21 protein-coding genes are annotated in these 21,466 nt (G+C 64.5%); 7 read left to right on the top strand and 14 right to left on the bottom strand.

Translation table 11 applies throughout. The features are described from left to right. Positions 1–68: 68 nt before the first annotated feature. From cpaB to EV679_RS06640, 7 genes are all read right to left on the bottom strand, one after another. The gene (cpaB, locus tag EV679_RS06670) at positions 69–944 is read right to left on the bottom strand and encodes a Flp pilus assembly protein CpaB (protein ID WP_130486813.1); all 876 of its coding nucleotides are present in this window, start codon (positions 942–944) and stop codon (positions 69–71) included. Next, entirely contained in the window at positions 941–1,546 is a 606-nt protein-coding gene (locus EV679_RS06665; protein WP_130486812.1) for a hypothetical protein, read from the bottom strand. Before EV679_RS06665 ends, cpaB begins: the two co-directional genes overlap by 4 nt. Positions 1,547–1,809: 263 nt before the next feature. Continuing rightward, on the bottom strand, positions 1,810–2,487 hold the full coding sequence (locus tag EV679_RS06660) for a hypothetical protein (RefSeq protein ID WP_068369036.1): 678 nt from the start codon (positions 2,485–2,487) through the stop codon (positions 1,810–1,812). Continuing rightward, positions 2,484–3,866 carry a hypothetical protein gene (locus EV679_RS06655; protein ID WP_068369039.1) on the bottom strand — a complete coding sequence of 461 codons (1,383 nt, stop codon included), beginning with the start codon at positions 3,864–3,866 and terminating at the stop codon, positions 2,484–2,486. The genes EV679_RS06660 and EV679_RS06655 overlap by 4 nt, the downstream gene beginning before the upstream one ends. Beyond that, positions 3,863–4,129, bottom strand: a complete 267-nt coding sequence (locus EV679_RS06650; RefSeq protein ID WP_068369042.1) for a hypothetical protein — start codon at positions 4,127–4,129, stop codon at positions 3,863–3,865. The genes EV679_RS06655 and EV679_RS06650 overlap by 4 nt, the downstream gene beginning before the upstream one ends. Positions 4,130–4,374: 245 nt before the next feature. Beyond that, positions 4,375–5,073, bottom strand: coding sequence for a fumarylacetoacetate hydrolase family protein (locus EV679_RS06645; RefSeq protein WP_068369044.1), 699 nt, complete (start codon positions 5,071–5,073; stop codon positions 4,375–4,377). A 75-nt stretch (positions 5,074–5,148) separates the two neighbouring features. Further along, positions 5,149–6,543 carry an aminotransferase-like domain-containing protein gene (locus EV679_RS06640; RefSeq protein ID WP_130486811.1) on the bottom strand — a complete coding sequence of 465 codons (1,395 nt, stop codon included), beginning with the start codon at positions 6,541–6,543 and terminating at the stop codon, positions 5,149–5,151. Positions 6,544–6,650: 107 nt separating this feature from the next. On the opposite strand from EV679_RS06640, the gene EV679_RS06635 reads away from it, so the two are divergent. The 7 genes from EV679_RS06635 to EV679_RS06605 all read left to right on the top strand — a co-directional run bounded on the left by EV679_RS06635 (position 6,651) and on the right by EV679_RS06605 (position 13,102). Then, the gene (locus EV679_RS06635) at positions 6,651–7,937 is read left to right on the top strand and encodes a hydroxymethylglutaryl-CoA reductase, degradative (protein ID WP_130486810.1); all 1,287 of its coding nucleotides are present in this window, start codon (positions 6,651–6,653) and stop codon (positions 7,935–7,937) included. A 2-nt stretch (positions 7,938–7,939) separates the two neighbouring features. Then, positions 7,940–8,869: a hydroxymethylglutaryl-CoA lyase gene (locus EV679_RS06630; RefSeq protein ID WP_083969486.1), complete on the top strand. Its 930-nt coding sequence runs from the start codon at positions 7,940–7,942 to the stop codon at positions 8,867–8,869. 85 nt (positions 8,870–8,954) lie between these two features. Continuing rightward, positions 8,955–10,196, top strand: coding sequence for a CaiB/BaiF CoA transferase family protein (locus EV679_RS06625; protein ID WP_068369451.1), 1,242 nt, complete (start codon positions 8,955–8,957; stop codon positions 10,194–10,196). Positions 10,197–10,220: 24 nt separating this feature from the next. Beyond that, the gene (locus EV679_RS06620) at positions 10,221–10,676 is read left to right on the top strand and encodes an FAS1-like dehydratase domain-containing protein (RefSeq protein ID WP_068369056.1); all 456 of its coding nucleotides are present in this window, start codon (positions 10,221–10,223) and stop codon (positions 10,674–10,676) included. Next, positions 10,673–11,101, top strand: coding sequence for an HTD2 family dehydratase (locus EV679_RS06615; protein ID WP_130486809.1), 429 nt, complete (start codon positions 10,673–10,675; stop codon positions 11,099–11,101). Before EV679_RS06620 ends, EV679_RS06615 begins: the two co-directional genes overlap by 4 nt. A gap of 100 nt (positions 11,102–11,201) precedes the next feature. After that, a complete protein-coding gene (locus EV679_RS06610; RefSeq protein WP_205704144.1) occupies positions 11,202–11,717 on the top strand; it encodes a hypothetical protein in 516 nt (171 codons plus the stop codon). Between the two features lie 2 nt (positions 11,718–11,719). Further along, positions 11,720–13,102: a tripartite tricarboxylate transporter permease gene (locus tag EV679_RS06605; protein WP_068369062.1), complete on the top strand. Its 1,383-nt coding sequence runs from the start codon at positions 11,720–11,722 to the stop codon at positions 13,100–13,102. 165 nt (positions 13,103–13,267) lie between these two features. Here EV679_RS06605 and ppa read toward each other — a convergent pair whose 3' ends face one another. The 7 genes from ppa to sucC form a co-directional block, all read right to left on the bottom strand. After that, positions 13,268–13,807: an inorganic diphosphatase gene (gene ppa / locus EV679_RS06600; RefSeq protein ID WP_068369065.1), complete on the bottom strand. Its 540-nt coding sequence runs from the start codon at positions 13,805–13,807 to the stop codon at positions 13,268–13,270. A gap of 35 nt (positions 13,808–13,842) precedes the next feature. After that, a complete protein-coding gene (locus tag EV679_RS06595; protein WP_165389978.1) occupies positions 13,843–15,528 on the bottom strand; it encodes a heme biosynthesis HemY N-terminal domain-containing protein in 1,686 nt (561 codons plus the stop codon). Positions 15,529–15,532: 4 nt separating this feature from the next. Beyond that, positions 15,533–16,963, bottom strand: a complete 1,431-nt coding sequence (locus tag EV679_RS06590; RefSeq protein WP_083969488.1) for a uroporphyrinogen-III C-methyltransferase — start codon at positions 16,961–16,963, stop codon at positions 15,533–15,535. Positions 16,964–17,028: 65 nt separating this feature from the next. Then, positions 17,029–17,868: a uroporphyrinogen-III synthase gene (locus EV679_RS06585; protein ID WP_165389977.1), complete on the bottom strand. Its 840-nt coding sequence runs from the start codon at positions 17,866–17,868 to the stop codon at positions 17,029–17,031. 1 nt (position 17,869) lies between these two features. Next, positions 17,870–18,826 (bottom strand): hydroxymethylbilane synthase, encoded by a 957-nt coding sequence (gene hemC, locus EV679_RS06580; RefSeq protein ID WP_068369073.1) that lies wholly within the window; start codon positions 18,824–18,826, stop codon positions 17,870–17,872. A 463-nt stretch (positions 18,827–19,289) separates the two neighbouring features. Beyond that, on the bottom strand, positions 19,290–20,183 hold the full coding sequence (gene sucD / locus EV679_RS06575) for a succinate--CoA ligase subunit alpha (protein ID WP_130486806.1): 894 nt from the start codon (positions 20,181–20,183) through the stop codon (positions 19,290–19,292). 26 nt (positions 20,184–20,209) lie between these two features. Beyond that, positions 20,210–21,370: an ADP-forming succinate--CoA ligase subunit beta gene (sucC, locus tag EV679_RS06570; RefSeq protein WP_068369083.1), complete on the bottom strand. Its 1,161-nt coding sequence runs from the start codon at positions 21,368–21,370 to the stop codon at positions 20,210–20,212. Between the last annotated feature and the right edge of the window lie 96 nt (positions 21,371–21,466).

Below are 21,466 nucleotides of genomic sequence, written 5' to 3'. Positions count from 1 at the left end.
CCTTCCCCTGCGCCCCCGCCCTGGCTCCGGCCTCGCCAAAGGCCTGCGATTGGCGCCGATGCAATGGATCACTCCTGTTCTCCCGGTTCCAGGCCGTCGAGCGGCGGTACATGCAAGGTGCGGTGATTGCCATAAAGCACGGCAGGCTCCGCTGGCACGGGTGCCGCGGCGATCCCCAGCAACTGATCCAGGGAAACGCTGCGGCGCAGCTGGCCAGCACCGCTGTCCCCGCTGGCTCTCAGGATGGCCACCATATCGCCTTCCTGCCTTGCCGCCAGCAGCAGCAAGGCATCATCCTGGGATACGTCCAGTGTCACGGTACGGTAAGCACGCGCCACGCCGCTACCGGCCAGCCCGTCTCCGTCCATTTCCGCACCGGTAGCCAGCACCACGACATCCTGCAACAAGGACGTCGTGGATCGACGCCCCTGCCGGGGCAGTGCCACGAAGAGGTCGATGCGGTCCCCGGGCTGCAACAAGCCCGATTGCGTGCTGGCCTGGGTGACTGTAATGGTCAAGGCTCGCCGGCCCGGCGCCAGCCGCTCTGACAGGCGTACCGGAGATGGCTCCGCCAGATGCATTTCCGTCAACGCCTCGCCCGCCTGCAGGCCCCAACGCAAGGTTTTTCCCGTCACCCGCGCCACATCTCCCGGCACCAACCCATGGCTGGCCATCCACTCCACCGGCATCTGTCGCAGTGCCAGATGGGCCGAATGCAGCGTCACGCCGGCATCCAGCCGCTGGCCCGCGACCAGACGCTCCACCATAACGCTGCGGCCTGCCAGACGCAGCCGTTCTGTCTGCTGGTCCAGGTAACGCTGCGCCGCCCAGGCCGCACACCCTGCTGCCAGAAACGCCAGCATCCAGGACCATGCCGGACGCAAACGCAGCAGCCGGTCCCGGACGCGCGGGCTTCCTGCCAGCCAACTCCCGATGCGGCTCATGGCGCGGTCTCCTCATCCAGACGCCAGGCCACCGTCGCATCGCCGGCAGGCAGGAGACGCAACACCAGGCGCCGCCTGTCCCTGGTCCAGATGCCGGCCTGTCGCTGGCCCAGGCTGCCGGCCTCCGGCTCTGTCGCGGCCGCCTGCCAGCCGGCGCTCCTCAATCCGTCCACCCATGCCTGCCAGATTTCACCCGGCAAGCCATCGTGCAGATACAGGCGTTGGCGCACCCGGATTTCGGCCACCTGGTCGGAGATATCAAGCAGCACCCGGGCTGTGTCCTGCGCCTGGCGAGGCCCGAGCTCTTCCTGCGCCTGGCGGGTGGCGGCACCTGAGGCAGCATCAGCCGTGCGCAGCGCAGCCACGATATCAACCGTTGCCTGGCCTGCTGCCCCGCCGCACCCGTCCAGCATCAGGCTCGACAAGCTGCCGATACTGCCACCGCCGGGCTGGGCCGCCAGGGTCAGTACCTGATGCCTGCCTGTGTCATACCAATGCATGCGCAAGGTCTCGGGCTCCAGCAGCAAACCTGGCCGCGTATTCAGGACGCCTGCCAGCTGACGCGCCAGTTGTTGCGGTGCCGCAGCACTGGTAAACAACACGGCATCCAGCGGGCATCCCTGCCAGCGAGCACCGCGTAATACATGCTGCGAGTGCACGCCCGGCGGCCAGGGAAAAGCCGCCAGCCATCGCGCAGCGCTTGTGTTCGAGACCGGGCCATCTTGCCCAGCGACGGCCAGCCCGCCGCCGGACACCAGCCCCCCAGACAGCGCCGCGTGCACAGATGCCGGCCATCCAGCTGCCGCATGACCAGTGAGGGCCATGCACAGGCACACCACTGCGCGCCCCCCATGTCGGCGCCGGATCATTGCAGCCTCCGGCCGACCCCGGCTGGCTCGGGAACCGCGCCAGCCCAGTGCTGCAGCCAGGCAGCGGGGTCATGAGCCGGCCGCCAGGGCGCATCCACCCTGTGCATGACATGATCCAGCGCCTGGGCGCGGGCCAGGGAAACATGTGCTGCGGCACGCCACGCACTGGCAGCTGCCGCAATATCCTGCTGTACGGAGGCATCACCGGCACCACTGCCCGCACCAGACAGCAGCGTCAATGCGCCAGGCAAGGCCGGCAGCTGCCGCGCATCCGCAATATTCAACCAATGCGGCAGAGGCGGCGCCGGTAGTTGGGCATACACCGATGCGATCCCGGCTTGCACACCGAATTCCTGCCGCAAGGCGGCTGCCTCGGCTGCCGCGCCGCCGACCTGGGGCAAGCCTGCTGCGCTGCCCACCGGCCCTGCCTGTGGTTCGTGCACCGAAAGCGCCATCTCCTGCGGCCGCAACAAGTTCTGCGCTGCCATCCCTGCCGCCAGTTGAAAAACCATCCGGCGTGCCTCCGTTCCCACCCTGAACGCGCGCTGTTGCGCCAGCCCCAGCCACTGCCCGGCCAACCACAGCAGGATGAGGCAACTCGCCAGCAGCAGGCATTCGAACAAGGCCTGCCCGGCCTGCAGCCAACGGCCATGGGTTGCCAGCGAGGTTTTCATCGCTGCCCCCCTGCCCTGCTGGTATGCACCGGTACTGGCGTCAGCCGCGCCTGCCAGTAAGGCAGATAGAGGTTGGCCGCTTCCAGTGGCAGGCGCGACCTGGCGTGAGGCCTGACGTATTCGACTGCAGCGGCACTATCCGCACGCAACCAGCCGTCGACGGGCAATGCACCGAAACGCCAGGCGCCCGTCATGGCAACGCGACTGGCGCCACCGGTGGTCAGCAAAGCCCCTGCAGGTACCGCCAGGCCGATGGAAAAAGCCGGGTTTGCAACACCGATGGAGATATCCGCGACCAGGCCGCGCCCGCGCAAGGCCAGAGGTTCCGCCACGGCATAGGACGTTGCCAGAGGATTGCCTGCGCTGCCAGTCAGGGGCCAGTCGGTGTGGGTCTGCAGCCAGCGCCAGAAAGCGGCATCGCCGAAGCTGGCGGGAGCGCCGTCCACATGAGCCTCGCCGGGCCGCCTGTCCGCCGGCGCCGCCCAGGCCCACCCCATGGGATAAGGCCGGAAATAGCAGCCCACCCAGCGATTGCTGCGCAAGGCCTTGAAGGACAAGGTATCCAGCGCCTGCCAGTGGCCGGCGGCATCCAGTGCCGTTTCCCCCCTGCGCCGCAGTTCATGGCGCAGATGCGGACAACGAGGCGACACCAGGTATTGATTGCGCGCCGTCCCGTTGCGTGGTGCCAGGAACGGGGTCGCGGCGGCCTGGTGCGCCAGCCAGTCATAGCTGCCGCGCCCGGCACCGGCGGCGCTCAGGCGGATGCCATCGGCCAGGGTGTCGTCATACAGCACCAACCGGCTGCCGGCGGCGGCAGACCGGCCGGCCAGGCCGGAAAAATCACCCTGCAGATTGCGCGCCAGTACCCAGGCCATGGCATCCTGGCGCGTCTGCACGAGATCGGCCAGCGTGGCCTGGCGCACCTGCTCCAGCACGTCATGGATCAGGCTGTCATGGCGGGCATAAGCCTGCGCCCAGCCGGCCCCTTGCCGCTGCCCGGCCAAGGCTGAAGCAGCGCGGTAGGCCGCACCATGGCGAGCGCCGAACAGACTGGTGATCAGGTGGGCAGGCGGATTTCCCCGCCCCTGCTGCGTGGCCTGTCGGCTGCCGAAATCGGCCCAGGCTGCCAGGGTGGCGACATGCGCCATGGCCATCTGGTGGGCGAGCTGCGTCCGGCTGATCCAGGCCAGCAGATTCAGGCTGCGGGCCTGGGACAAGGCCCCGCTGTAGGCGACGGCATCAGCGACATGAGACAGCCGTGCCCTGGCGCCGGCAACTTGCCTCAAGCCGTAGCCATGCACCCAGGCCAATGCCAGGGCTGCCAGCAGCAGGACGCCCAGCGGCAAAGCCTGGCCTCTTGCGCGAACGACCGGCTTCATGGCTGTCCCGCCTGTCCGGCGTTGCCGGTAAACGACTTGAGCGTGCGCGCGGCCGCCTGGGCGGCTGCCCCATCGGCAGCCTGTTGCGCAGCCGCGGATTCGGCGGAACCATCCTCGCCAGCCAATTCTCTGGCCATGGCAGCGGTCTGGGCACGGATAACCTGTCCGAACAGCTGATACACGGCAATGGCAGCCACCGCCACCAGGGCGACGATAATCACATATTCGGTCATGGCCTGGCCGGCCTGCCTGACTTTGGACATTTCATCCTCCTGTGTTCGACAGAAGGATTCTGTTCCGGCAGCCGTGCGCGGCCTAGGCGGACTTACCGGCCGGCGGTTTGTACCCATTGCGGGCGCAGGAGCCCGCACCGGTTGACTGCCCCGGCCTTAAACCGCCCCCCAGCCCACAGCGCCAGGCAGCAAGCCCGCGCCAAGGCTCTCAGACGCAGCAGCGCCTGCCGCCGGCCCCGCACAGCAGCGCAGGCAGGCGACAGGCCAGGGGAAACTCAGACGACGCGCACTTCCAGGTCGCCCAGACCATCGACATGCCCCAACAGGTGGTCGCCTCGTTCCACCCGGCCCACACCTTCCGGCGTACCGGTGAAAATCAGGTCACCGGCTTCGAGCGTGAAATAACGCGAAAGGAAGGCAATGGTTTCCGCCGGCGTCCAGATGCGCTGTGACAAATCGCCCGACTGGCGGCGCTGGCCATTCACATCCAGCCAGATAGCGCCAGCTTCCAGGTCGCCGCAAACACTGCGAGGCTGCAGGGCGCCAACCGTCGCGCTGTGCTCGAAGGTCTTGCCCAATTCCCAGGGACGGCCCACCTCCTTGGCCTGGGATTGCAGGTCGCGCCGCGTCATATCCAGGCCGATGGCATAGCCCCATACATGCTCCAGCGCCTGTTCGGCCGGGATATCGCGCCCGCCCTTGCCCAACGCCAGCACCAATTCGATTTCATGGTCCACATGGCGGCTTTGCGGCGGATAGGCCATTTCGCCCACGCTGCCCTGCGGCACTGCCAGCAACGCATCGCCAGGCTTGCAGAAGAAAAACGGATCTTCCCTGCCGGTAAAGCCCATTTCCCTGGCATGGGCCGCGTAATTGCGGCCCACACAGTAAATCCTGCGCACCGGGAAACGCCCGCTTTCCCCAACGACGGGCAAGGTGGGGACGGCCGGCGGCGCGATCACATAATCAACCATGTCATTTCTCCCAAAATATCTATTCTATTGAACCTCGCCGCTGCGAGATGAAAAAGCCCGCGCTGCCGGTCGCGCTCAAGGACGCCGCGCCGCCTGCACCGCATGGCGGATGCTGGCGGCAAACGCAGGGTCGTCCAGGTAGCCCACATTCAGGCGGGTCCAGGGTTGCGGAACGCTCCGGTCAACGAAAAAAATGGGGCCGGGCGCCAGCACCACGCCCTGCCGCAAACAATGTTCCGTCAGCTGGTTCGCATCTTCCAGCATTGGGAAGCGCGCCCACAGATAAAGGCTTTGCTCCGGCCGGCAGAACACTTCCGCCCCCAGGCGGTCCAATGTTTCCAGGCCGCGCCGGGTCGCCAACCGCAAGCGGGCCTGCAGGCGCTGGGCCTGGCGCGGAAACTGGCCGCTCGTGAGCAAGGCGTCCAGCACTCTTTCGGCGTACTCCGAACCGGTGGTGTGCACCAGCATTTTGATGTCCGCCAGTTCTTCCACCCGTTCCAGGCTGCCAGCGATATAACCTACCCTCAGTGCCGCCGACACCGACTTGGAAAACGTACCGACATACAGGGTATTGCGCAGTTGATCCAGTGCCGACAAGCGTACGGTGGACGCTGGCTTGTAGTCGGCCAGGGCATCGTTTTCCACCACCAGCACGGCGTACTTGCTGGCGATCCGCAGGATCTGTTCCGCCCTGGCCCGGGAAATATCCGAGCCCGTAGGATTGTGTGCCGAGGTCTGTACGAAAAACACGCGGGGCCGATGCGTGCGCGCCAGCTGCTCCAGCACGCCCAGGTCAGGCCCGTCCGGCTGGCGCGGCACGCCCAGCATCCGGGCGCCGTGCATCAGCAACTTGCCGAACAGCGGGTAATAGCCCGGGTCGTCGACCAGTACAGGATCGCCCGGCTTGAGATAGCGCCGGATAATGATGTCCAGCGCATGATTGGCGCCGAAAGTCGTCAGTACCTGGCGCGGCGTGCATTGGATCGCATGATCCGCCAGCCGGCGTGCCAGGCGCTGCCGCAAGCCCATGTTACCCAGCCGCGAGCCATAGCGGTAGAGCGTCAGTCCGGCGTCGCGAACGACCTGCCGGTGATAGCGATCCAGCCGCAGGCCAGACAGCCACGCCACCGGCGGGAAGCCTTCCCCCAGATGCGAATGCCCCGGGTCGCGCACGAACTGCTGGCGCATCATCCAGATGGTATCCAGCGCCCGGTCGTACGGTTGCAGATCGTTGTCATCCCCCGCCGGCGGCACCACGTCGAGCACAAAAAAGCCCTGGCCGTGGCGTGCCTCCACCAGCCCCTGCGAAGCCAGCATTTCGTAGGCCGTCACCACCGTGTTTTTGGAGTGTCCGTGCAGTTTCATCGACTGCCTCAGGGACGGCAACCGGTCCCCTGCCTTCAGCAGTCCTTCATGGATTTGCCGGGTGATTTCCGCTGCGATCTGCTCGGTCAGTGTAGGTTTTGCCATGGGGGTTTACCAAGGGTCTGGAAGTGGACTGTCTGGCTCCAACTGTACCTTTTTTATGGTGACAGTGGCAGGTAGTATGAATTCCACAATCAACCAGGAAGAGACAAATGCCCCTCGATTCACGCCTGAAAAATTTCCGTGACCTGAGCCCCGCCGAACGTGTCGATCACATCGCCGGCCTGCTGCACCTGAACGCTGAAGACACTGCCCTGCTGACGCAACCCGGCGCACTGCCACTGGATATCGCCGACGGAATGATCGAAAACGTGCTGGGGAAATTTGAGTTGCCCTACGCCGTTGCCTCCAACTTCCAGGTCAATGGACGCGATGTCCTGGTGCCGTTGGTCGTCGAGGAGCCCTCCATCGTTGCCGCCGCCTCGTACATGGCCAAACTGGCCCGGCCCGGCGGCGGCTTCCAGACCTCCAGCAGCGCGCCGCTGATGCGTGCGCAGATCCAGCTGACCGGCGTGAGCGACCCGCATGGCGCGCGCCATGCCCTGCTGCGCAAGCGCGACGAAATCCTGGCGCTGGCCAACAGCCGCGACGCACTGCTGCAGAAACTGGGCGGCGGCTGCCGGGAAATTGAAATCCATACCTTCGAGAGCAGCCCTGTGGGCCCGATGGTCGTGCTGCACCTGATCGTCGACGTGCGCGACGCCATGGGCGCCAATACGGTAAACACCATGGCTGAAGCAGTCGCCCCCCTGGTCGAGAAAACCACTGGCGGCAAGGTCCGCCTGCGCATCCTGTCGAATCTGGCAGACCTCCGCCTGGCACGGGCCCAGGCCCGCTTTGCACCGGAAGTGTTTGAAAGCGCCCAGTACCGGGGCAGCGAGGTTATCGACGGCATCATCGAAGCCTATACCTTTGCCGCGATCGACCCCTACCGCGCCGCCACCCACAACAAGGGGATCATGAACGGCATAGATCCGCTGGTCGTGGCAACCGGCAACGACTGGCGCGCCATAGAAGCCGGAGCGCATGCCTATGCTGCCCGCCAGGGGCACTACGGTTCGCTCACGACCTGGGAAAAAGACAAGCAGGGCCACCTGGTCGGCACCATTGAAATGCCCATGGCGCTCGGCCTGGTAGGCGGCGCCACCAAGACCCATCCGCTGGCACAGCTATCCTTGCGCATTCTCGGGGTGGGCAGCGCCCAGGAACTCGCGGAAATCGCAGTCGCCGTCGGGCTGGCGCAGAACCTGGGCGCGCTGCGCGCGCTGGCTACAGAAGGCATACAACGCGGTCACATGGCCTTGCACGCCCGCAACATCGCCATGCTGGCAGGCGCGACCGGCAATGAAATCGGGCAGGTGGTCGATGCCATGGTACGGAACAAGGATGTGCGTGCCGACCGGGCCAGCGCCCTGCTTGCGGAACTGCGTGGGCAATAGCCATGCAAGAAGCCTTGAAACACGCCATGCATCCGGTACGGATCGTCGAGGTCGGGCCCCGCGACGGCCTGCAGAACGAAGCTCGCATCCTGCCGCCGGCCACACGGGCGCAGCTGGTACAGATGCTGGCGCAGGCCGGCCTGCGCCACATCGAGGCGGGCGCCTTCGTTTCGCCGCGCTGGGTACCGCAGATGCGCGGCAGTGATGAAGTCCTGTGGCTGCTTCTCGAGCAGCCCGGCCTGCACCTCAGCGCACTGGTGCCCAATGAACAGGGCATGCGCAGCGCGCTGGCCTGCGGCTGCCGCGAAGTCGCGGTTTTCGCCGCCGCCTCGGAAACCTTTTCGCAACGCAACACAAATTGCTCCATCGACGAAAGCCTGGTGCGTTTCGAGCCGGTCGCGGCGCTCGCCCGCGAACACGGCGTCAGCTTGCGAGGCTACATTTCCTGCGTGGTCGATTGTCCCTATGAAGGTGCAATCGCCCCCGGACGCGTGGCCGATCTCTGCCTGAAACTGCAGCAGCTCGGCTGCGACGAAATCAGCCTGGGCGATACCACCGGAGCCGGCACGCCGCGCCAGATCCGCCAGCTCGTCGATGCCTGCGCCGCCGCTGTTCCGCTCGCCATGCTGGCCGGCCATTTCCACGATACCTATGGCATGGCGGTCGCCAATGTCCTGGCGGCGCTGGAAGCGGGCATCACCGTTTTCGATGCATCGGTATCCGGCCTGGGCGGCTGCCCGTACTCTCCAGGCGCCAGCGGCAACCTCGCCACCGAGGACCTGGTCTACCTGCTCGAAGGCCTGGGCCTGCCTACCGGCATCGACCTGGATAGCCTGGTCGATGCCGGCGCCTGGATAGATACCGTGCTGGAACGCCAGACCGCTTCCAGAGTCGCGCGCGCCAGGCTGGCGGCACGTACCGTGCGCGTTTGAGCACGCGGCCCGGCCCCACGCCGGGATTACGCAGGACAATATGGGCCGCCAGAACATGCTGGCAGATATAAAAGGAGACAAAGACATGCAAAACCGGCTTCCCTTTCCATCAGGCGTTACGCAGCAAGGCGCCCTGAGCGGCGTCATCATCCTCGACCTGACGCGCGTCGTGGCCGGCCCCTACTGCGCCATGATGCTGGCCGATCTTGGCGCAACCGCGATCAAGATCGAACACCCCAGGGACCCGGATCTCACTCGGGAATTCCCGCCGATGCGCCAGAATACAGGCCCAGCCGATCCGGCCAGCGGCTTTTTTGCCCAGTACAACCGCAACAAGCTGGCCGTCAGCCTGGATCTCAAGCATCCGGAAGGCAAGGCCTTGTTCCTCGACATGGTGGCGCAGGCCCATATCGTCATCGAGAATTTCCGGCCCGGCACCATGGAACGGCTGGGCCTGGGCTATGAGGTGCTGAAGGCGCACAACCCGGCAATCGTCTATGCCGCCATCAGCGGCTTTGGCCAGACCGGCCCGAACAGCCGCCGTCCAGCCTACGACAGCACAGCGCAGGCCGCTGGCGGCCTATGGTCCATGAACGGCCTGGAGGAAGAACCCATGCGCGTGGGCACCGTGCTGGGCGACCTGTCCGCCGGCATGTTTGCCGCGACCGGCATCCTGGCCGCGCTGCGGCAGGCCGAACGCAGCGGCCAGGGGCAGATGGTGGATGTATCGCAACAGGACTCCATCGTGGCCCTGACCGAAAACGCGATCGTCACCTACACCGAGACCGGCAAGGTGACCGTCCCCGCCGGCAATGGCCACCCCTTCGTCAAGCCCTACGGACGCTACCGCTGCAAGGACGGCTACGTCTTTTTCGGCGCCTATACGGATAAATTCTGGCAGGAGGCCTGCCGCACATTCGGCGATACGGATCTGGAAAACGACCCCGAAACCGCCACCATGGCGCAGCGCTTCCAGCAGGACATCTACGAGCGCAAGGTGGACCCTGCCGTGCGGCGCTGGTGCGGCCGCCATACCAAAGCCGAGCTCGAAGCCATGGCAGGCGACCGTTTCCCCCTCACGCCGATCAAGGGCATAGACGAAGTAGTGGCAGATCCGCATCTGCAGGCCCGCGACATGCTGGTGCCGGTGAACTACCACGACGCGACATTCTCGGTCTTCGGCAACCCCATCAAACTGTCCGGCGGCACCCGCGAGCATGGTGCCAGCGCACCGGCTGTGGCCCAGCACAACCAGGCCATTTATCTCGACTGGCTCGGACTGGCCCCCGAACGCTATGACGCCCTGCAACAGCAAGGCGTGCTGTAGTCGCGCCACCTTCGGGAGAATCACATGAGCCTGCTGACCCCTGACATCACGCGCCATATCGGCACCAGCCTGCCCCCCTTCGACTTCGAGGTAAGCCGCAACGACATCCGTAAATATGCAATCGCCACCGGCCAGCGCAACCCCCGTTTCCTTTCCGGGGACGAGGCACCGCTGTTGTTCCTGTTCAGCGCCATGATCCCTCGCACGCCGCTCGAACAACTGCGGCCGGACGGACACCATCCCGACAATCCGCTGATCCCTGTCCTGCCCCTCAAGCGCATCATGGCCGGGGGCAGCGAATTCCAGGTGCTGGGACGCATCATGGGTGGAGAAACGCTGACTGTCAGGCAGCGCATCCTGGACATACATGAAAAGGAAGGCGCCAGCGGCCCGTTGATCTTCCTGATACTGGAAAACCGTTACGAACGCCAGGACGGCTCCCCCGTCGTGATCGAAAAACTCACGAGGATCGCACGATGACTGCCTTCTCCCTTGCCTGCGCCCAGCCCGGACAAGCACTCCCCTCCCGCGTCTACCGAGTCGGGACGGTACAGCTCTTCCTCTACAACGCTGCCATCTGGAATGCACACCGCATCCACTACGACGCCCCATACGCCCAGGACGTCGAACATCACCCCGCACTGGTCGTGGACGGCCCGCTGCAGGGGGACTGGCTTACCCAGCTGATCTATGAGTTCATGGCGCCCGACGATGAACTGATCGCCTTCGATTACCAGAACCGGCTAGCCGCCTATCTGGAAGAACCATTGACCTGCGGCGGCACCGTGACTGGCGTCGATGGCGCCACCGTCACGTTCACCCTGCAGGTCAGTCGCACTGACGGCCACGCCACCACCGTGGCACACGCCACGGTACGCCGCGCTACCTTTTCACCCCAACCATAACTGCCTCAAGAAGGATGCACCGCCACCACCCAGGAGTTGCCTTTCGCTGAACCAGCGCAGTCCATGTCTCATACCGAAAAAAACAGATGGAGAAGACAACGTGCAATATTCCACGACCCACCATTCCCCGCCCCTGCTACGATCAGGCAGCCTGGCTTCCGAGCAGAGCTACAACCTGTTCGAGGTATGGGGCGACACCATAGATGCGCGCCACCTGGCCAGCGCCATCGTCATCGGCGCCGCCATCAGCCTGGGCGCCTATGTCCTCACGCGCTGGGGCCTGAACCTCGTCATCGAGGATACCCATATGGTCCATGCATACTCCATGCTCGGCGGCATCGTCGGCTGCCTGGCTGGCGGGGTGGTCAGCGCCATGCTTTTCAAGCCCAAACGCACCGTGGTCGAAGAAGTCGTCGACGAACAGTTCCGCCAGGCGGTACTGGCCGACCTGCGCAAGCAATACGGGCATATTGGCAGCATAGATGATCTATCCCCGGAAGTTGCCGAGGAACTGCAGGAACTGGGCCTGTATGAAATGTTCGCGCAGGCCAGCGACGCGCAGCACAGCGCCAAGGACAGCCAGGCCGCACCGCAAGCCGGCACCAAGGGAGGCTGAACATGGATCCCCTGTTTGCTGAAATCCTCAATGCGCTGGCCTTCGGCCTGCTGGGCGCCGTGCTGTTTTCCGCCATTGGCCTGGTCTCGGGCACGGATGAAACCACCACCCTGGCGCCCCTGACCATGTTGGTCGTGTTGCTGGGTGCGCCCCCGGCTTCCATCCTCAGCTTTTTCATCGCCGGCGCCGTCGCCAAGCACATGACCCATGCCGTGCCCACGGCATTGCTGGGCATTCCCGGCGACACCTCTGCCGTTGCTCTGATAGGCGACGCCAATCAGCTGCGACGACTGGGCGTGCCGCATATCGCCCTGAGGAAAATGCTGTCCGGTGGCGCGCTCTCGGCGCTGATCGCCGTGCCGGTATCCATCGCGTTCGCCGTGGTACTCGCCCCCTTCGGTGAGGCAATCAAGCAGTTCGCGCCCTGGGTATTCCTGTGCGCTGCGCTGCTGATCGCCTTCTTTTCCGCCGGTCGCTGGGCAGCCATGCTGGCGCTGGTGCCGTTCGTCCTGCTGATCGTGGCGCTGCAGAACCTGACCCTGAAATATGGCGTCAAACTGTCGGTCAGCTATTTTCTCGGCATTGCAGTAGCGCCGCTCATCGCCTCTCTGTTCACCCTGCTGTCGCCGCAGGCGCGGGAAAACATGCGCCGGGACAAGTTCCGCGTATTCTCCCTGGCACCGGACATGAAGGCCTGGGAGGGCTATTTCCCCAATCCGCTAAAGGTCATGAGCCGACGCCAGACCCGTGTCACGGCAGCCTCTGCCGCAGTTTCCAGCGCCACCTTCGTGTTCAGCCCGGTCGCGATGGCCGTCGTCCTGGGCGAAATCATCGGCGGCCGCATCAAGCATGCCTATGAACGCGTCACCACCGTCATCACCGCCCGCAACGGCATTTCCGAATCCACCTACATCGCCGAGGCGCTGATTCCCCTGATCGCATTCGGCCTGCCGCTCAGCCCGGTGGCCGCTGGCCCCGCAGCCCCGCTGTTCAACGCACCACCGCGCTTCTCGGTCGATGCCGGGACCGGAGAAATCCACAACCTCCACAACTTGCTGAGCATCTCCGAGTTCTTCGGCTTTACCTTGATGGCGGTGATCGTTGCCTTGCTGGTGGCCTATCCGTTTGCCATGAACTATGCCCACCGGGCCGCAACCTTCGTCGCCCGCAAGGTCAGCCATGAAGCGGTCATCGCGACCTTCATCGGGCTGGTATTGGTCATCGGCATCTGGGAAGGTGGCCTGCTCGGGCTGCTGGTGATCCTGTCGGTCGGCATGCTTGGCGGCTTCCTGGAACGCATCGTCAGCTTCAATATCGGCGTGCAATTCATGGGCTACTACACCGCCGTGCTATCCGTTCCCGCCATTCTGGCTGCCTTCGCCTGAGCCCTCAGGCATACGGGGCCGTCTGTCGGCCCCTGGCACGAAACCACGCACCAGCACACCTGCACACTGGCGCAGACCAAAAAAGCCAGCGGCTGCACACAGCAGCCGCTGGCTTTCTATCTTCCGGGCGACATGAAAGATCTACCCGGGAGGATCTCAGGGCAATCAGCCCTTGGCGGTTTCCTGATAGCGGCGCACGCTATCCTCGATTTCCTTGCGAGCAGCTTCCGGACCTTCCCAGCCCTGAACCTTGACCCACTTGCCCTTCTCCAGGTCCTTGTAGTGCTCGAAGAAATGCTTGATACGAGCCAGGTCTTCTTCCGGCAGGTCTTCCGGCTTTTCGATGTGGCGATACGGCGGGTACAGCTTGGTGACCGGCACGGCCAGCAGCTTGGCATCGCCACCGCTTTCGTCGTCCATCTTCAGCACGCCGATGGCGCGGCAACGCACTACCGAACCAATCTGCACCGGGAACGGGGTGATCACCAGCACGTCGGCCGGGTCACCATCGTCCGACAGCGTCTGGGGAATGTAGCCGTAGTTGCACGGATAGTGCATGGCAGCCAGCATGAAGCGATCCACGAACACGGCGCCCGAGTCCTTGTCGACTTCGTACTTGACCGGATCGGCATTGGCCGGAATTTCGATGATGACATTGAAGTCTTCCGGCAGGTTCTTGCCGGCGGCGACACGATCTAAGCTCATTGACCAACCTTGTTTATCAGTAGGAATTGAAGAAATCAGGAATTGTTATCTTGCCGGGGCGCGGCGCCGGACTGGCCCGGGCGTACCACGTCATTCCGGCCATCAACGGCGTCAGTAGCGTCCGATGCCTCCGCCCCCTGTGCGTCCACCGGGTGGTAAGGCAAGGGTGCACTGTCGAAATATTCTTCGAAGTCGTCATGTCCGGCCACGGCATCGGCAGGCGGCACATCAGCTGATTCGTCGTAGCTGCGGCCAGCGGCGAATGTATCGGTGCTTTCGTCGGCCGCGACGGCACTGGCCGCCTCGGCAGGCGGCACTACCATGGCGTCTGCCTCCAGCTCGTCATCGGTAGCCACCCGGGGAGTAGCGACGGCATTGGCTTCGAACTCGTCGAGCATAACGGCTACGGGCGCCGCAGCGGCAGCAGCCGGATACCGAGCCAGCGAACCAAAGGAGTCGTCAGCGTCGCGTATCTTGGGGTCTGCCTGGGTATCTGCCGGCGGCAGGAAGGATTTCTGCTGCAGCTCTGGCAGACGGCCCAAGTGAGCCTTGCTTGCCAGGCGCCAGTGACGCAGCGACTCCTCACGCTTGCCCAGGCGGTCGTACAGGCTGCCCAGCAGAACGTGGGTACGGGGATCGTTCTTGAGCTGCACGCTACGCACCAGATAGCGTTCCGCCGGCCCCCACAACTGCCCTTGCAGGCACAAAGCCCCCAGCGCGCGCAGCAGTTCCGGCTGGTCCGCATTGCGTTGCAGCCATTTTTCGGCTTTTTCCAGGCGGCGCGGCACCTGGTCCGCATCACACTGGGCATAGGCCTCGATCAAGCGGGGATCGAAACTGTCGTTGATCGCCGTTTCCAGTATCTTGCCGGCCTCGTCCGCCTGGCCGGCAGCGTCGAAACAGTAGGCCCCCGCCAGCGCCACCTCGGGTACCAGGCGTTCTTCCGACTTCAGATCCTTCCAGACTTTGCGCCAATCGTCGCCCTGGCTACCGCGCAAACGGGCCGCCGCCGCTGCGCCAAGGATAGCGTTGGCTTCGGCCACACCCAGCACGCCACGACGAGACAGGGCCCGAGCCAATGCGAAAGACTGGTCATGGTGGCCCAACGCATGGTGCGCTCGCAGGAACAGGCGCTGTGCATGCAGATGGCGCGAGGCATTTTCCTGCAGCGGCGCCAGGCGTTCAAGCGCTTCCGCCGGCTTGCCCTGGTCGAGCAGCATGTCAGCGCCCACCAGCATCACGGCCTGGGACAACGATTCATCGCCGGTCGCTTGTTCAGCGGCCGAGGCCAGCAGGCTGTCGCGTCGCGAAAACTCCCCGAGCTCATCGGCGGCACGCGCTGCCGACAGGGCCGCCAGTACCTTGCGGCGCTGGGGCTTGGCCTGATCCAGCAGTGCAGTCAGCGATTTCTCGGCCTGGGCGTAACGCCCTTCCAGCAGCGTGATCCAGCCCTGCTCCAGCAGTTCCATGTCACGCTTCTGAACGCGGCGCTGGCGCCAGCCGCGCACGCGTTCGGGAATGGCCAACGCCCAGGACAGCAGGCGCAGCACGATATACAAGAGGACGAATGTCAGCAGCACCACCGCGACTGCCCGCGCCAGCGGCAGCTGAACCCGCCAGTCCGGCAGCAGGATCAGAACATCGCCCTCGTAGCGCCGCAACAGTACCGCGACCGTGACTGCCAGCGCCAGCAGCAGCAGGGACTTGAACCAGGTTGCCATGGAATCAATCCTCCTGCAGGCCAGCAGCGTTACGGGTCTCGGCGCGCAGGCTTTCCAGCGCCGCCAGGCTGGCATCCAGGCTGGGCAGAGGCTGGGCCACGTTGGTCGCCAGCAATTCATCCAGGCTGCGCAGCGCCGCCACCGCATCCGGCGTACGGCCGTCATAGTAATCGGCGACGATACTGCGAACGGCTTCGATCTCGCCCTTCCAGACTTCTGCCTGGCGCATCATCAGCGCCAGTTGCGCCGTCAGCAGACGGGTGCGCACGCCATTGCGCAGGTAGGCGCCCTGCTCGGGCGACAAGCGCAGCGCATCCGGGTTGCCAACACGCTGGATACTGACAAAACCACGCAGTTCTTGACCGATGGCATCCGTCACGTCGCCGGCCCAGTCACTGACCACGGCCTGCCAGCGCGTCCACCAGGCCGCATCTTCCGGCAAGGTTTCGCTGCTGTTGTGGCGAGCGATAGGCGCCTGTTCTTCGTCCAGCTGGACGGGACGGGGAGCGGCTTCGTCAGGCACCATCAGTGGCGCAGTGGCAAGCAGGGCCTGCAGGCGATGCAGGCGTGCGGCAATCGCCGGCACATCCACCACAGGCACGGCACGCAGGCGTTCCAGATCCGTGTCCAGCGCGGCCTTCAGGGCCTGGAAGCGGGGCCGGTCGGTGTCTGCCAGACGAGCGCTGGCAGCTTCCAGCGCTACCAGCGCATTGCTGACACTGCCGGCCAGGCGCAACTGCTGGTCGGCGATTTCCAGCGCGCGCGCCACGTCGTCCAGCAGGTAATGGTCATCCGTGCCATTGCTGAAGCGCTGCCAGGCCTGCTCCAGCGCCAGGTACTGGCTGCGCGCTTCTTGTAGCGCAGCGTCGTTGGCACGCACCTTGGCATCCTGCGCACGAGCCAGGGCCAGCGCTTCCTGCGCCTCGCGGCGCGTGCCGGCCAATTCACGTTCCAGATTTTCCAGGCGCGTCGCAACTTCACGGCCGGCGCTATCGAATTCCTGGCTTTGCTGCCAGGCGCCATAACCCAGTGCCAGTACGACCAGCACCAGAATCAGGGCCAACAACCAGCCCAGCGAGAAACCGCCGCGCTTGCCGCGCCCGCTGCCCCCCTTGTCGCCCGTGCGTGCCTTGCCGCCATCCGGCGGAGGTGGTGGCACATCGGCTGACTTCGGCCGAACCGCTTCCGGAGCAGCCGGAGCAGCCGGAGCGGCGGATGATGCCGAGCCCTTGCCGTCCAGCCGCGTACCGGCCTCCACCTTGCCGGTGGCCGACACCACCTTGTCTGCGGCAGACTTGCCCGACTCGGCAGAAGATGACGATACCGGAAATGGCGGGACAGCAGCCGCCTGCGCCTTGGACGGCTCCGCCGCGCTCTTTTCCGGAACAGGGTGCTGCGTCACCGACGCATCATGGTTGATTGATTCTTTAGTCATGGTGCGATTGTAATCCCAGAGCCCGCTGCGGCCGACGCCAGAGCACCGTCGGTTTCCTTGCAGGATTAGTCCAATTCTGCGCGTAGCGCCGTAAATGCTCGCAAAATTGAGGAATCCTGCGGCAAACAGATTTTTACCATTGCACGAGGGACTGCGCCAGTCGCATCACCAGACAGGCGTTCGGCCAAGCGCGGATGCGTCACGACATGCGCGCTGCGCTGCCACCAGGCCAGAATGCCGGCTGCACGAGCCTGCGCACGGATGGCATCCAGTCCTTCGCCACTGGTTGCAAGCCAGAATGCAGTCCGCCGGCCTGCGGCGGCCGCCTGCATGAACGCCTGCTGCGCCGGACTCCAGGTTGCAGGCACGCGGTCGTAGGCCGCATAGGCCGTCACTTGCACGCCACGTTCGCGCAGGCGTTCGGCCAGCCAATCGCGGCCTTGCCCGGCTCGCACCAGCAGCACGCGTTCGGGCTTCAGGCCGCGCGCATCCATTTCCTGAAGCAGATGTTCGGAATCGTGGCTGACGGCATCCGGCGCCGGGGCGATGCGCCAGCAGCGCGGCGCCACCGGGCCGGCCATGTCTTCCTCCCAGGCTGCCACAGTCGCCGGGCCGACGGCCGCCGCCCAGACCCCTTCGGGCCAGCTATCCCTGCCTTGGGCCGCGCACAGGCGCCGGTATGCCCGAACGGCCGCGCCGCTCACGAATAACAGCATGTCGAAATCAGCCGGGTCGGGCACACTCATGCCAGCTGACGGAGCATCCCGGATTTCCAATGCAGGCAGATGCACAACCTCAAAACCAAGGCCGGACAGCGCCTCGCCCAGGGTATCGTTGCGCCCCTGCGGCCGGGTCAGCACAGCCAGGGGTGCCAAAGCCGCCCCCCGGCCTGCCGACAAACGCATCTCAGGCGCCATCGTCCTGGCTGGATTGCGACTCGGCCAGCAATTCGCGTGCGCCGCCCGCGATCAGCTCGTCGGCAGCCCGCTGTCCCAGCGCAACCGGGTCCGTCTCCGGCCCGGATACGTCGGCCCGGCACAACCGCGTACCATCCACGCTGGCGACCAACGCGCGCAGCCGGATATTGGTGCCATCCTGTTCTGCATAGGCACCCAGCGGCACCTGGCAGGAACCGCCAAGCACGGCAGACACGGTGCGCTCGGCCTGTGCCAGACGCCAGCTCTGCTCGCAATTGAGCGGCGCCAGTTGCGCCGCCAGTTCCGCGCGCCCGGCGAGGATTTCTATGCCAAGCGCGCCCTGCCCTACGGCGGGCAAGGAGATGTCCGGGGACAGGACTTCGCGGATGCGCGTCGCCATGCCCAGGCGCCGCAAGCCGACTGCCGCCAGGATAATGGCGTCGTAATCCCCCCGGTCCAGTTTGGAGAGACGGGTATCGAGATTGCCGCGCAGGGGCCTCACCTCGAGATGAGGGTAGGCCGCCAGCAACTGCGCCGCACGGCGCAGGCTGGACGTCCCAACCACGGCGCCTGCTGGCAAATCTTCCAGACGACGGTATTCCGGGGATACAAAAGCATCCTGGGCCGCCGCCCTGGGCAAAATGGCCGTCAGGCTGAATTCGGACGGCATGAGCACCGGCACGTCCTTGAGGGAATGCACTGCCAGATCCGCCCTGCCGTCCAGCAGGGCGTTCTCCAGTTCCTTGACGAACAGGCCCTTGCCACCGATCTTGGAAAGACTGCGATCCAGGATGCGGTCGCCTTGGGTCGTCATTTCCAGCAGCTCAATGCGACAGGCGGGATACTGCAATTGCAGCAAATCCCGCACATGATGCGCCTGCCAGAGAGCCAGCCGGCTTACCCGGGTTGCAATGACCAGCCGATCCGGGGAAGAAACCACCGTCATATCAGAGCAGCGACTTAAGGACGATCGCCGCAACGATACCGATAATGGCCAAAATACCCAGGCCGCCCAGCAGGCTAAGGCCCGAGTCCGTCGATTTGTCTTTTTTGGTAATACCCATTTTCAACTCCCGTTGTTTCCAGACATCTCGCCTGTACGCTCCCGGTTGCCTACGCTTCCGGCTTGCCCATCGGCGCAGCAGGTCCGCAGGGCATTTGAGCATGCCATCCCGGCTGGCGGCTTGATCCATGACAAGCGCGCGCCCGACGGCAGCCCCAATCATACGCTGCCCACCCGCCTCAGCACAAAGCGCCCGCACCGCAACCGACACAGCCACCAATAAAAAAGGAAGGCCGGATTTCTCCAGCCTTCCTTGTCTGCGCCAGCCCAGCCTGCCTTCAAGGCATCACTGCACACTGGCGCGGCATGCCGGCAAACGCCGGCATGCGAACTGTACTGCCGGTTTTTACAGCACCGACTTCAGCAAGTTGCCCATTTCCGACGGGTTGCGGGTCGTGCGGATGCCGCAAGCTTCCATCACTTCCAGCTTGGCGTCGGCCGTATCGGCACCGCCGGAGATCAGCGCGCCGGCGTGGCCCATGCGCTTTCCCGGAGGTGCCGTGACGCCGGCGATGAAGCCGACGACCGGCTTGGTCATGTTGTCCTTGGCCCAGCGCGCGGCTTCGACTTCATCCGGACCGCCGATTTCGCCGATCATGATGACGGCATCGGTATCGGGATCGTCGTTGAACAGCTTCAGGACGTCGATGTGCTTCAGGCCGTTGATGGGGTCGCCACCAATACCGACGGCGCTGGATTGGCCCAGGCCCAGTTCGGTAACTTGCGCCACGGCTTCATAGGTCAGGGTGCCGGAGCGGCTGACCACACCGATGCGGCCCTTGCGGTGGATGTGACCGGGCATGATGCCGATCTTGATTTCATCCGGGGTGATCAGGCCGGGGCAGTTGGGGCCCAGCAGCAGCGTCTTCTTGCCGCCGGCCGCTTCCTTGGCCTTCATCTTGTTGCGCACTTCCAGCATGTCGCGCACGGGGATGCCTTCGGTGATGCAGACCACGAGATCCAGGTCGGCTTCGACCGCTTCCCAGATGGCAGCGGCAGCGCCTGCGGGCGGCACGTAGATCACCGACACTTCCGCGCCGGTTTCAGCCTTGGCGTCCTTGACGGTGGCGAAGATGGGCACGCCTTCGAAATCTTCACCGGCGCGCTTGGGGTTCACGCCAGCAACGAAAGCTTCCTTGCCATTGGCGTATTCGCGGCAGGCACGGGTATGGAACTGACCGGTCTTGCCGGTGATGCCCTGGGTGATGACTTTGGTGTCTTTATTGATCAGGATGGACATTTTCTTGAAATCCTCGGCAATAGGGTTCAGGCAGCAGCAGCGACAACCTTGGTGGCCGCTTCGGCCATGGTGTCAGCGCTGATGATGGGCAGGCCGGATTCAGCCAGCAGCTTCTTGCCAAGTTCTTCGTTGGTGCCCTTCATGCGGACGACCAGCGGCACGCTCAGGTTCACGGCCTTGCAAGCGGTGATGACGCCTTCGGCGATCACGTCGCAGCGCATGATGCCGCCGAAGATGTTGACCAGAATGGCCTTCACATCCTTGTTCTTCAGCATGATCTTGAAGGCTTCGGTCACTTTCTCAGCCGTGGCGCCACCGCCGACGTCCAGGAAGTTGGCCGGCTCGCCGCCGAACAGCTTGATGGTGTCCATGGTTGCCATGGCCAGACCGGCGCCGTTCACCAGGCAGCCGATGTTGCCGTCGAGCTGGATGTAGGCCAGGTCGAACTTGCTGGCTTCGATTTCAGCCGGATCTTCCTCATCCAGGTCGCGGTATTCGACGATTTCAGGATGACGGAACAGTGCGTTGGAATCGAAGTTGAACTTGGCGTCCAGGGCGATGATGTTGCCCTTGCTGTCGCGGTTCAGCGGGTTGATTTCAACCAGCGACGCGTCGGTTTCCATGTAGCACTGATACAGCTTCTTGAACACATCGACGGCTTGCCTGGCGGCTTCGCCTTCCAGGCCGATGGCGGCGGCGATTTTCGCCGCCTGCTCGTCGGTCAGGCCGGCCAGCGGGTCAATGTATTCGGTAACGATCTTCTCGGGCGTGGAGTGGGCCACTTCCTCGATATCCATGCCGCCTTCGCTGGAAGCGATGAAAGCGACTTTCTGCGTTCCGCGGTCGGTCACGACGGAAACGTAGTATTCCTTCTGGATGTCGGCACCGTCCTCGATGTACAGGCGGTTAACCTTCTGGCCTTCCGGACCAGTCTGGTGCGTGACCAGTTGCATGCCCAGAATCTGCGATGCCAGTTGACGGACTTCGTCCAGCGAACGTGCCAGCTTGACGCCGCCGCCCTTACCGCGGCCGCCTGCGTGAATCTGGGCCTTCACCACCCAGACCGGGCCGCCCAGCTTTTCGGCGGCTGCAACAGCCTCGTCAACCGAAAAAGCCGGAATGCCGCGGGGCACGGGCACGCCGAACTTTTTGAGCAGTTCCTTGCCTTGATACTCGTGGATTTTCATGTGATACCTGTCAGGTCGTATGAGAGTCAGTGGATCCTACCCTGCCGTCCGCGTGCGAATACCGGGCGTCAGGGACCATTCTTGCATCATGCCGCG

The sequence above is a fragment of the Kerstersia gyiorum genome (genome assembly GCF_004216755.1).
Taxonomy (GTDB): domain Bacteria; phylum Pseudomonadota; class Gammaproteobacteria; order Burkholderiales; family Burkholderiaceae_B; genus Kerstersia; species Kerstersia gyiorum.
Note: the sequence above shows the minus strand (reverse complement) of the source record. Positions and strands in the feature narration are given on the sequence as shown.

Bases quoted from the DNA above. Each gene is read 5' to 3' on its own strand.
- cpaB (WP_130486813.1), bottom strand. From the start codon at position 944: ATGAGCCGCATCGGGAGTTGGCTGGCAGGAAGCCCGCGCGTCCGGGAC.
- EV679_RS06660 (WP_068369036.1), bottom strand. From the start codon at position 2,487: ATGAAAACCTCGCTGGCAACCCATGGCCGTTGGCTGCAGGCCGGGCAG.
- EV679_RS06655 (WP_068369039.1), bottom strand. From the start codon at position 3,866: ATGAAGCCGGTCGTTCGCGCAAGAGGCCAGGCTTTGCCGCTGGGCGTC.
- EV679_RS06650 (WP_068369042.1), bottom strand. From the start codon at position 4,129: ATGTCCAAAGTCAGGCAGGCCGGCCAGGCCATGACCGAATATGTGATT.
- EV679_RS06645 (WP_068369044.1), bottom strand. From the start codon at position 5,073: ATGGTTGATTATGTGATCGCGCCGCCGGCCGTCCCCACCTTGCCCGTC.
- EV679_RS06640 (WP_130486811.1), bottom strand. From the start codon at position 6,543: ATGGCAAAACCTACACTGACCGAGCAGATCGCAGCGGAAATCACCCGG.
- EV679_RS06635 (WP_130486810.1), top strand. From the start codon at position 6,651: ATGCCCCTCGATTCACGCCTGAAAAATTTCCGTGACCTGAGCCCCGCC.
- EV679_RS06630 (WP_083969486.1), top strand. From the start codon at position 7,940: ATGCAAGAAGCCTTGAAACACGCCATGCATCCGGTACGGATCGTCGAG.
- EV679_RS06625 (WP_068369451.1), top strand. From the start codon at position 8,955: ATGCAAAACCGGCTTCCCTTTCCATCAGGCGTTACGCAGCAAGGCGCC.
- EV679_RS06620 (WP_068369056.1), top strand. From the start codon at position 10,221: ATGAGCCTGCTGACCCCTGACATCACGCGCCATATCGGCACCAGCCTG.
- EV679_RS06615 (WP_130486809.1), top strand. From the start codon at position 10,673: ATGACTGCCTTCTCCCTTGCCTGCGCCCAGCCCGGACAAGCACTCCCC.
- EV679_RS06605 (WP_068369062.1), top strand. From the start codon at position 11,720: ATGGATCCCCTGTTTGCTGAAATCCTCAATGCGCTGGCCTTCGGCCTG.
- ppa (WP_068369065.1), bottom strand. From the start codon at position 13,807: ATGAGCTTAGATCGTGTCGCCGCCGGCAAGAACCTGCCGGAAGACTTC.
- EV679_RS06595 (WP_165389978.1), bottom strand. From the start codon at position 15,528: ATGGCAACCTGGTTCAAGTCCCTGCTGCTGCTGGCGCTGGCAGTCACG.
- EV679_RS06590 (WP_083969488.1), bottom strand. From the start codon at position 16,963: ATGACTAAAGAATCAATCAACCATGATGCGTCGGTGACGCAGCACCCT.
- EV679_RS06585 (WP_165389977.1), bottom strand. From the start codon at position 17,868: ATGCGTTTGTCGGCAGGCCGGGGGGCGGCTTTGGCACCCCTGGCTGTG.
- hemC (WP_068369073.1), bottom strand. From the start codon at position 18,826: ATGACGGTGGTTTCTTCCCCGGATCGGCTGGTCATTGCAACCCGGGTA.
- sucD (WP_130486806.1), bottom strand. From the start codon at position 20,183: ATGTCCATCCTGATCAATAAAGACACCAAAGTCATCACCCAGGGCATC.
- sucC (WP_068369083.1), bottom strand. From the start codon at position 21,370: ATGAAAATCCACGAGTATCAAGGCAAGGAACTGCTCAAAAAGTTCGGC.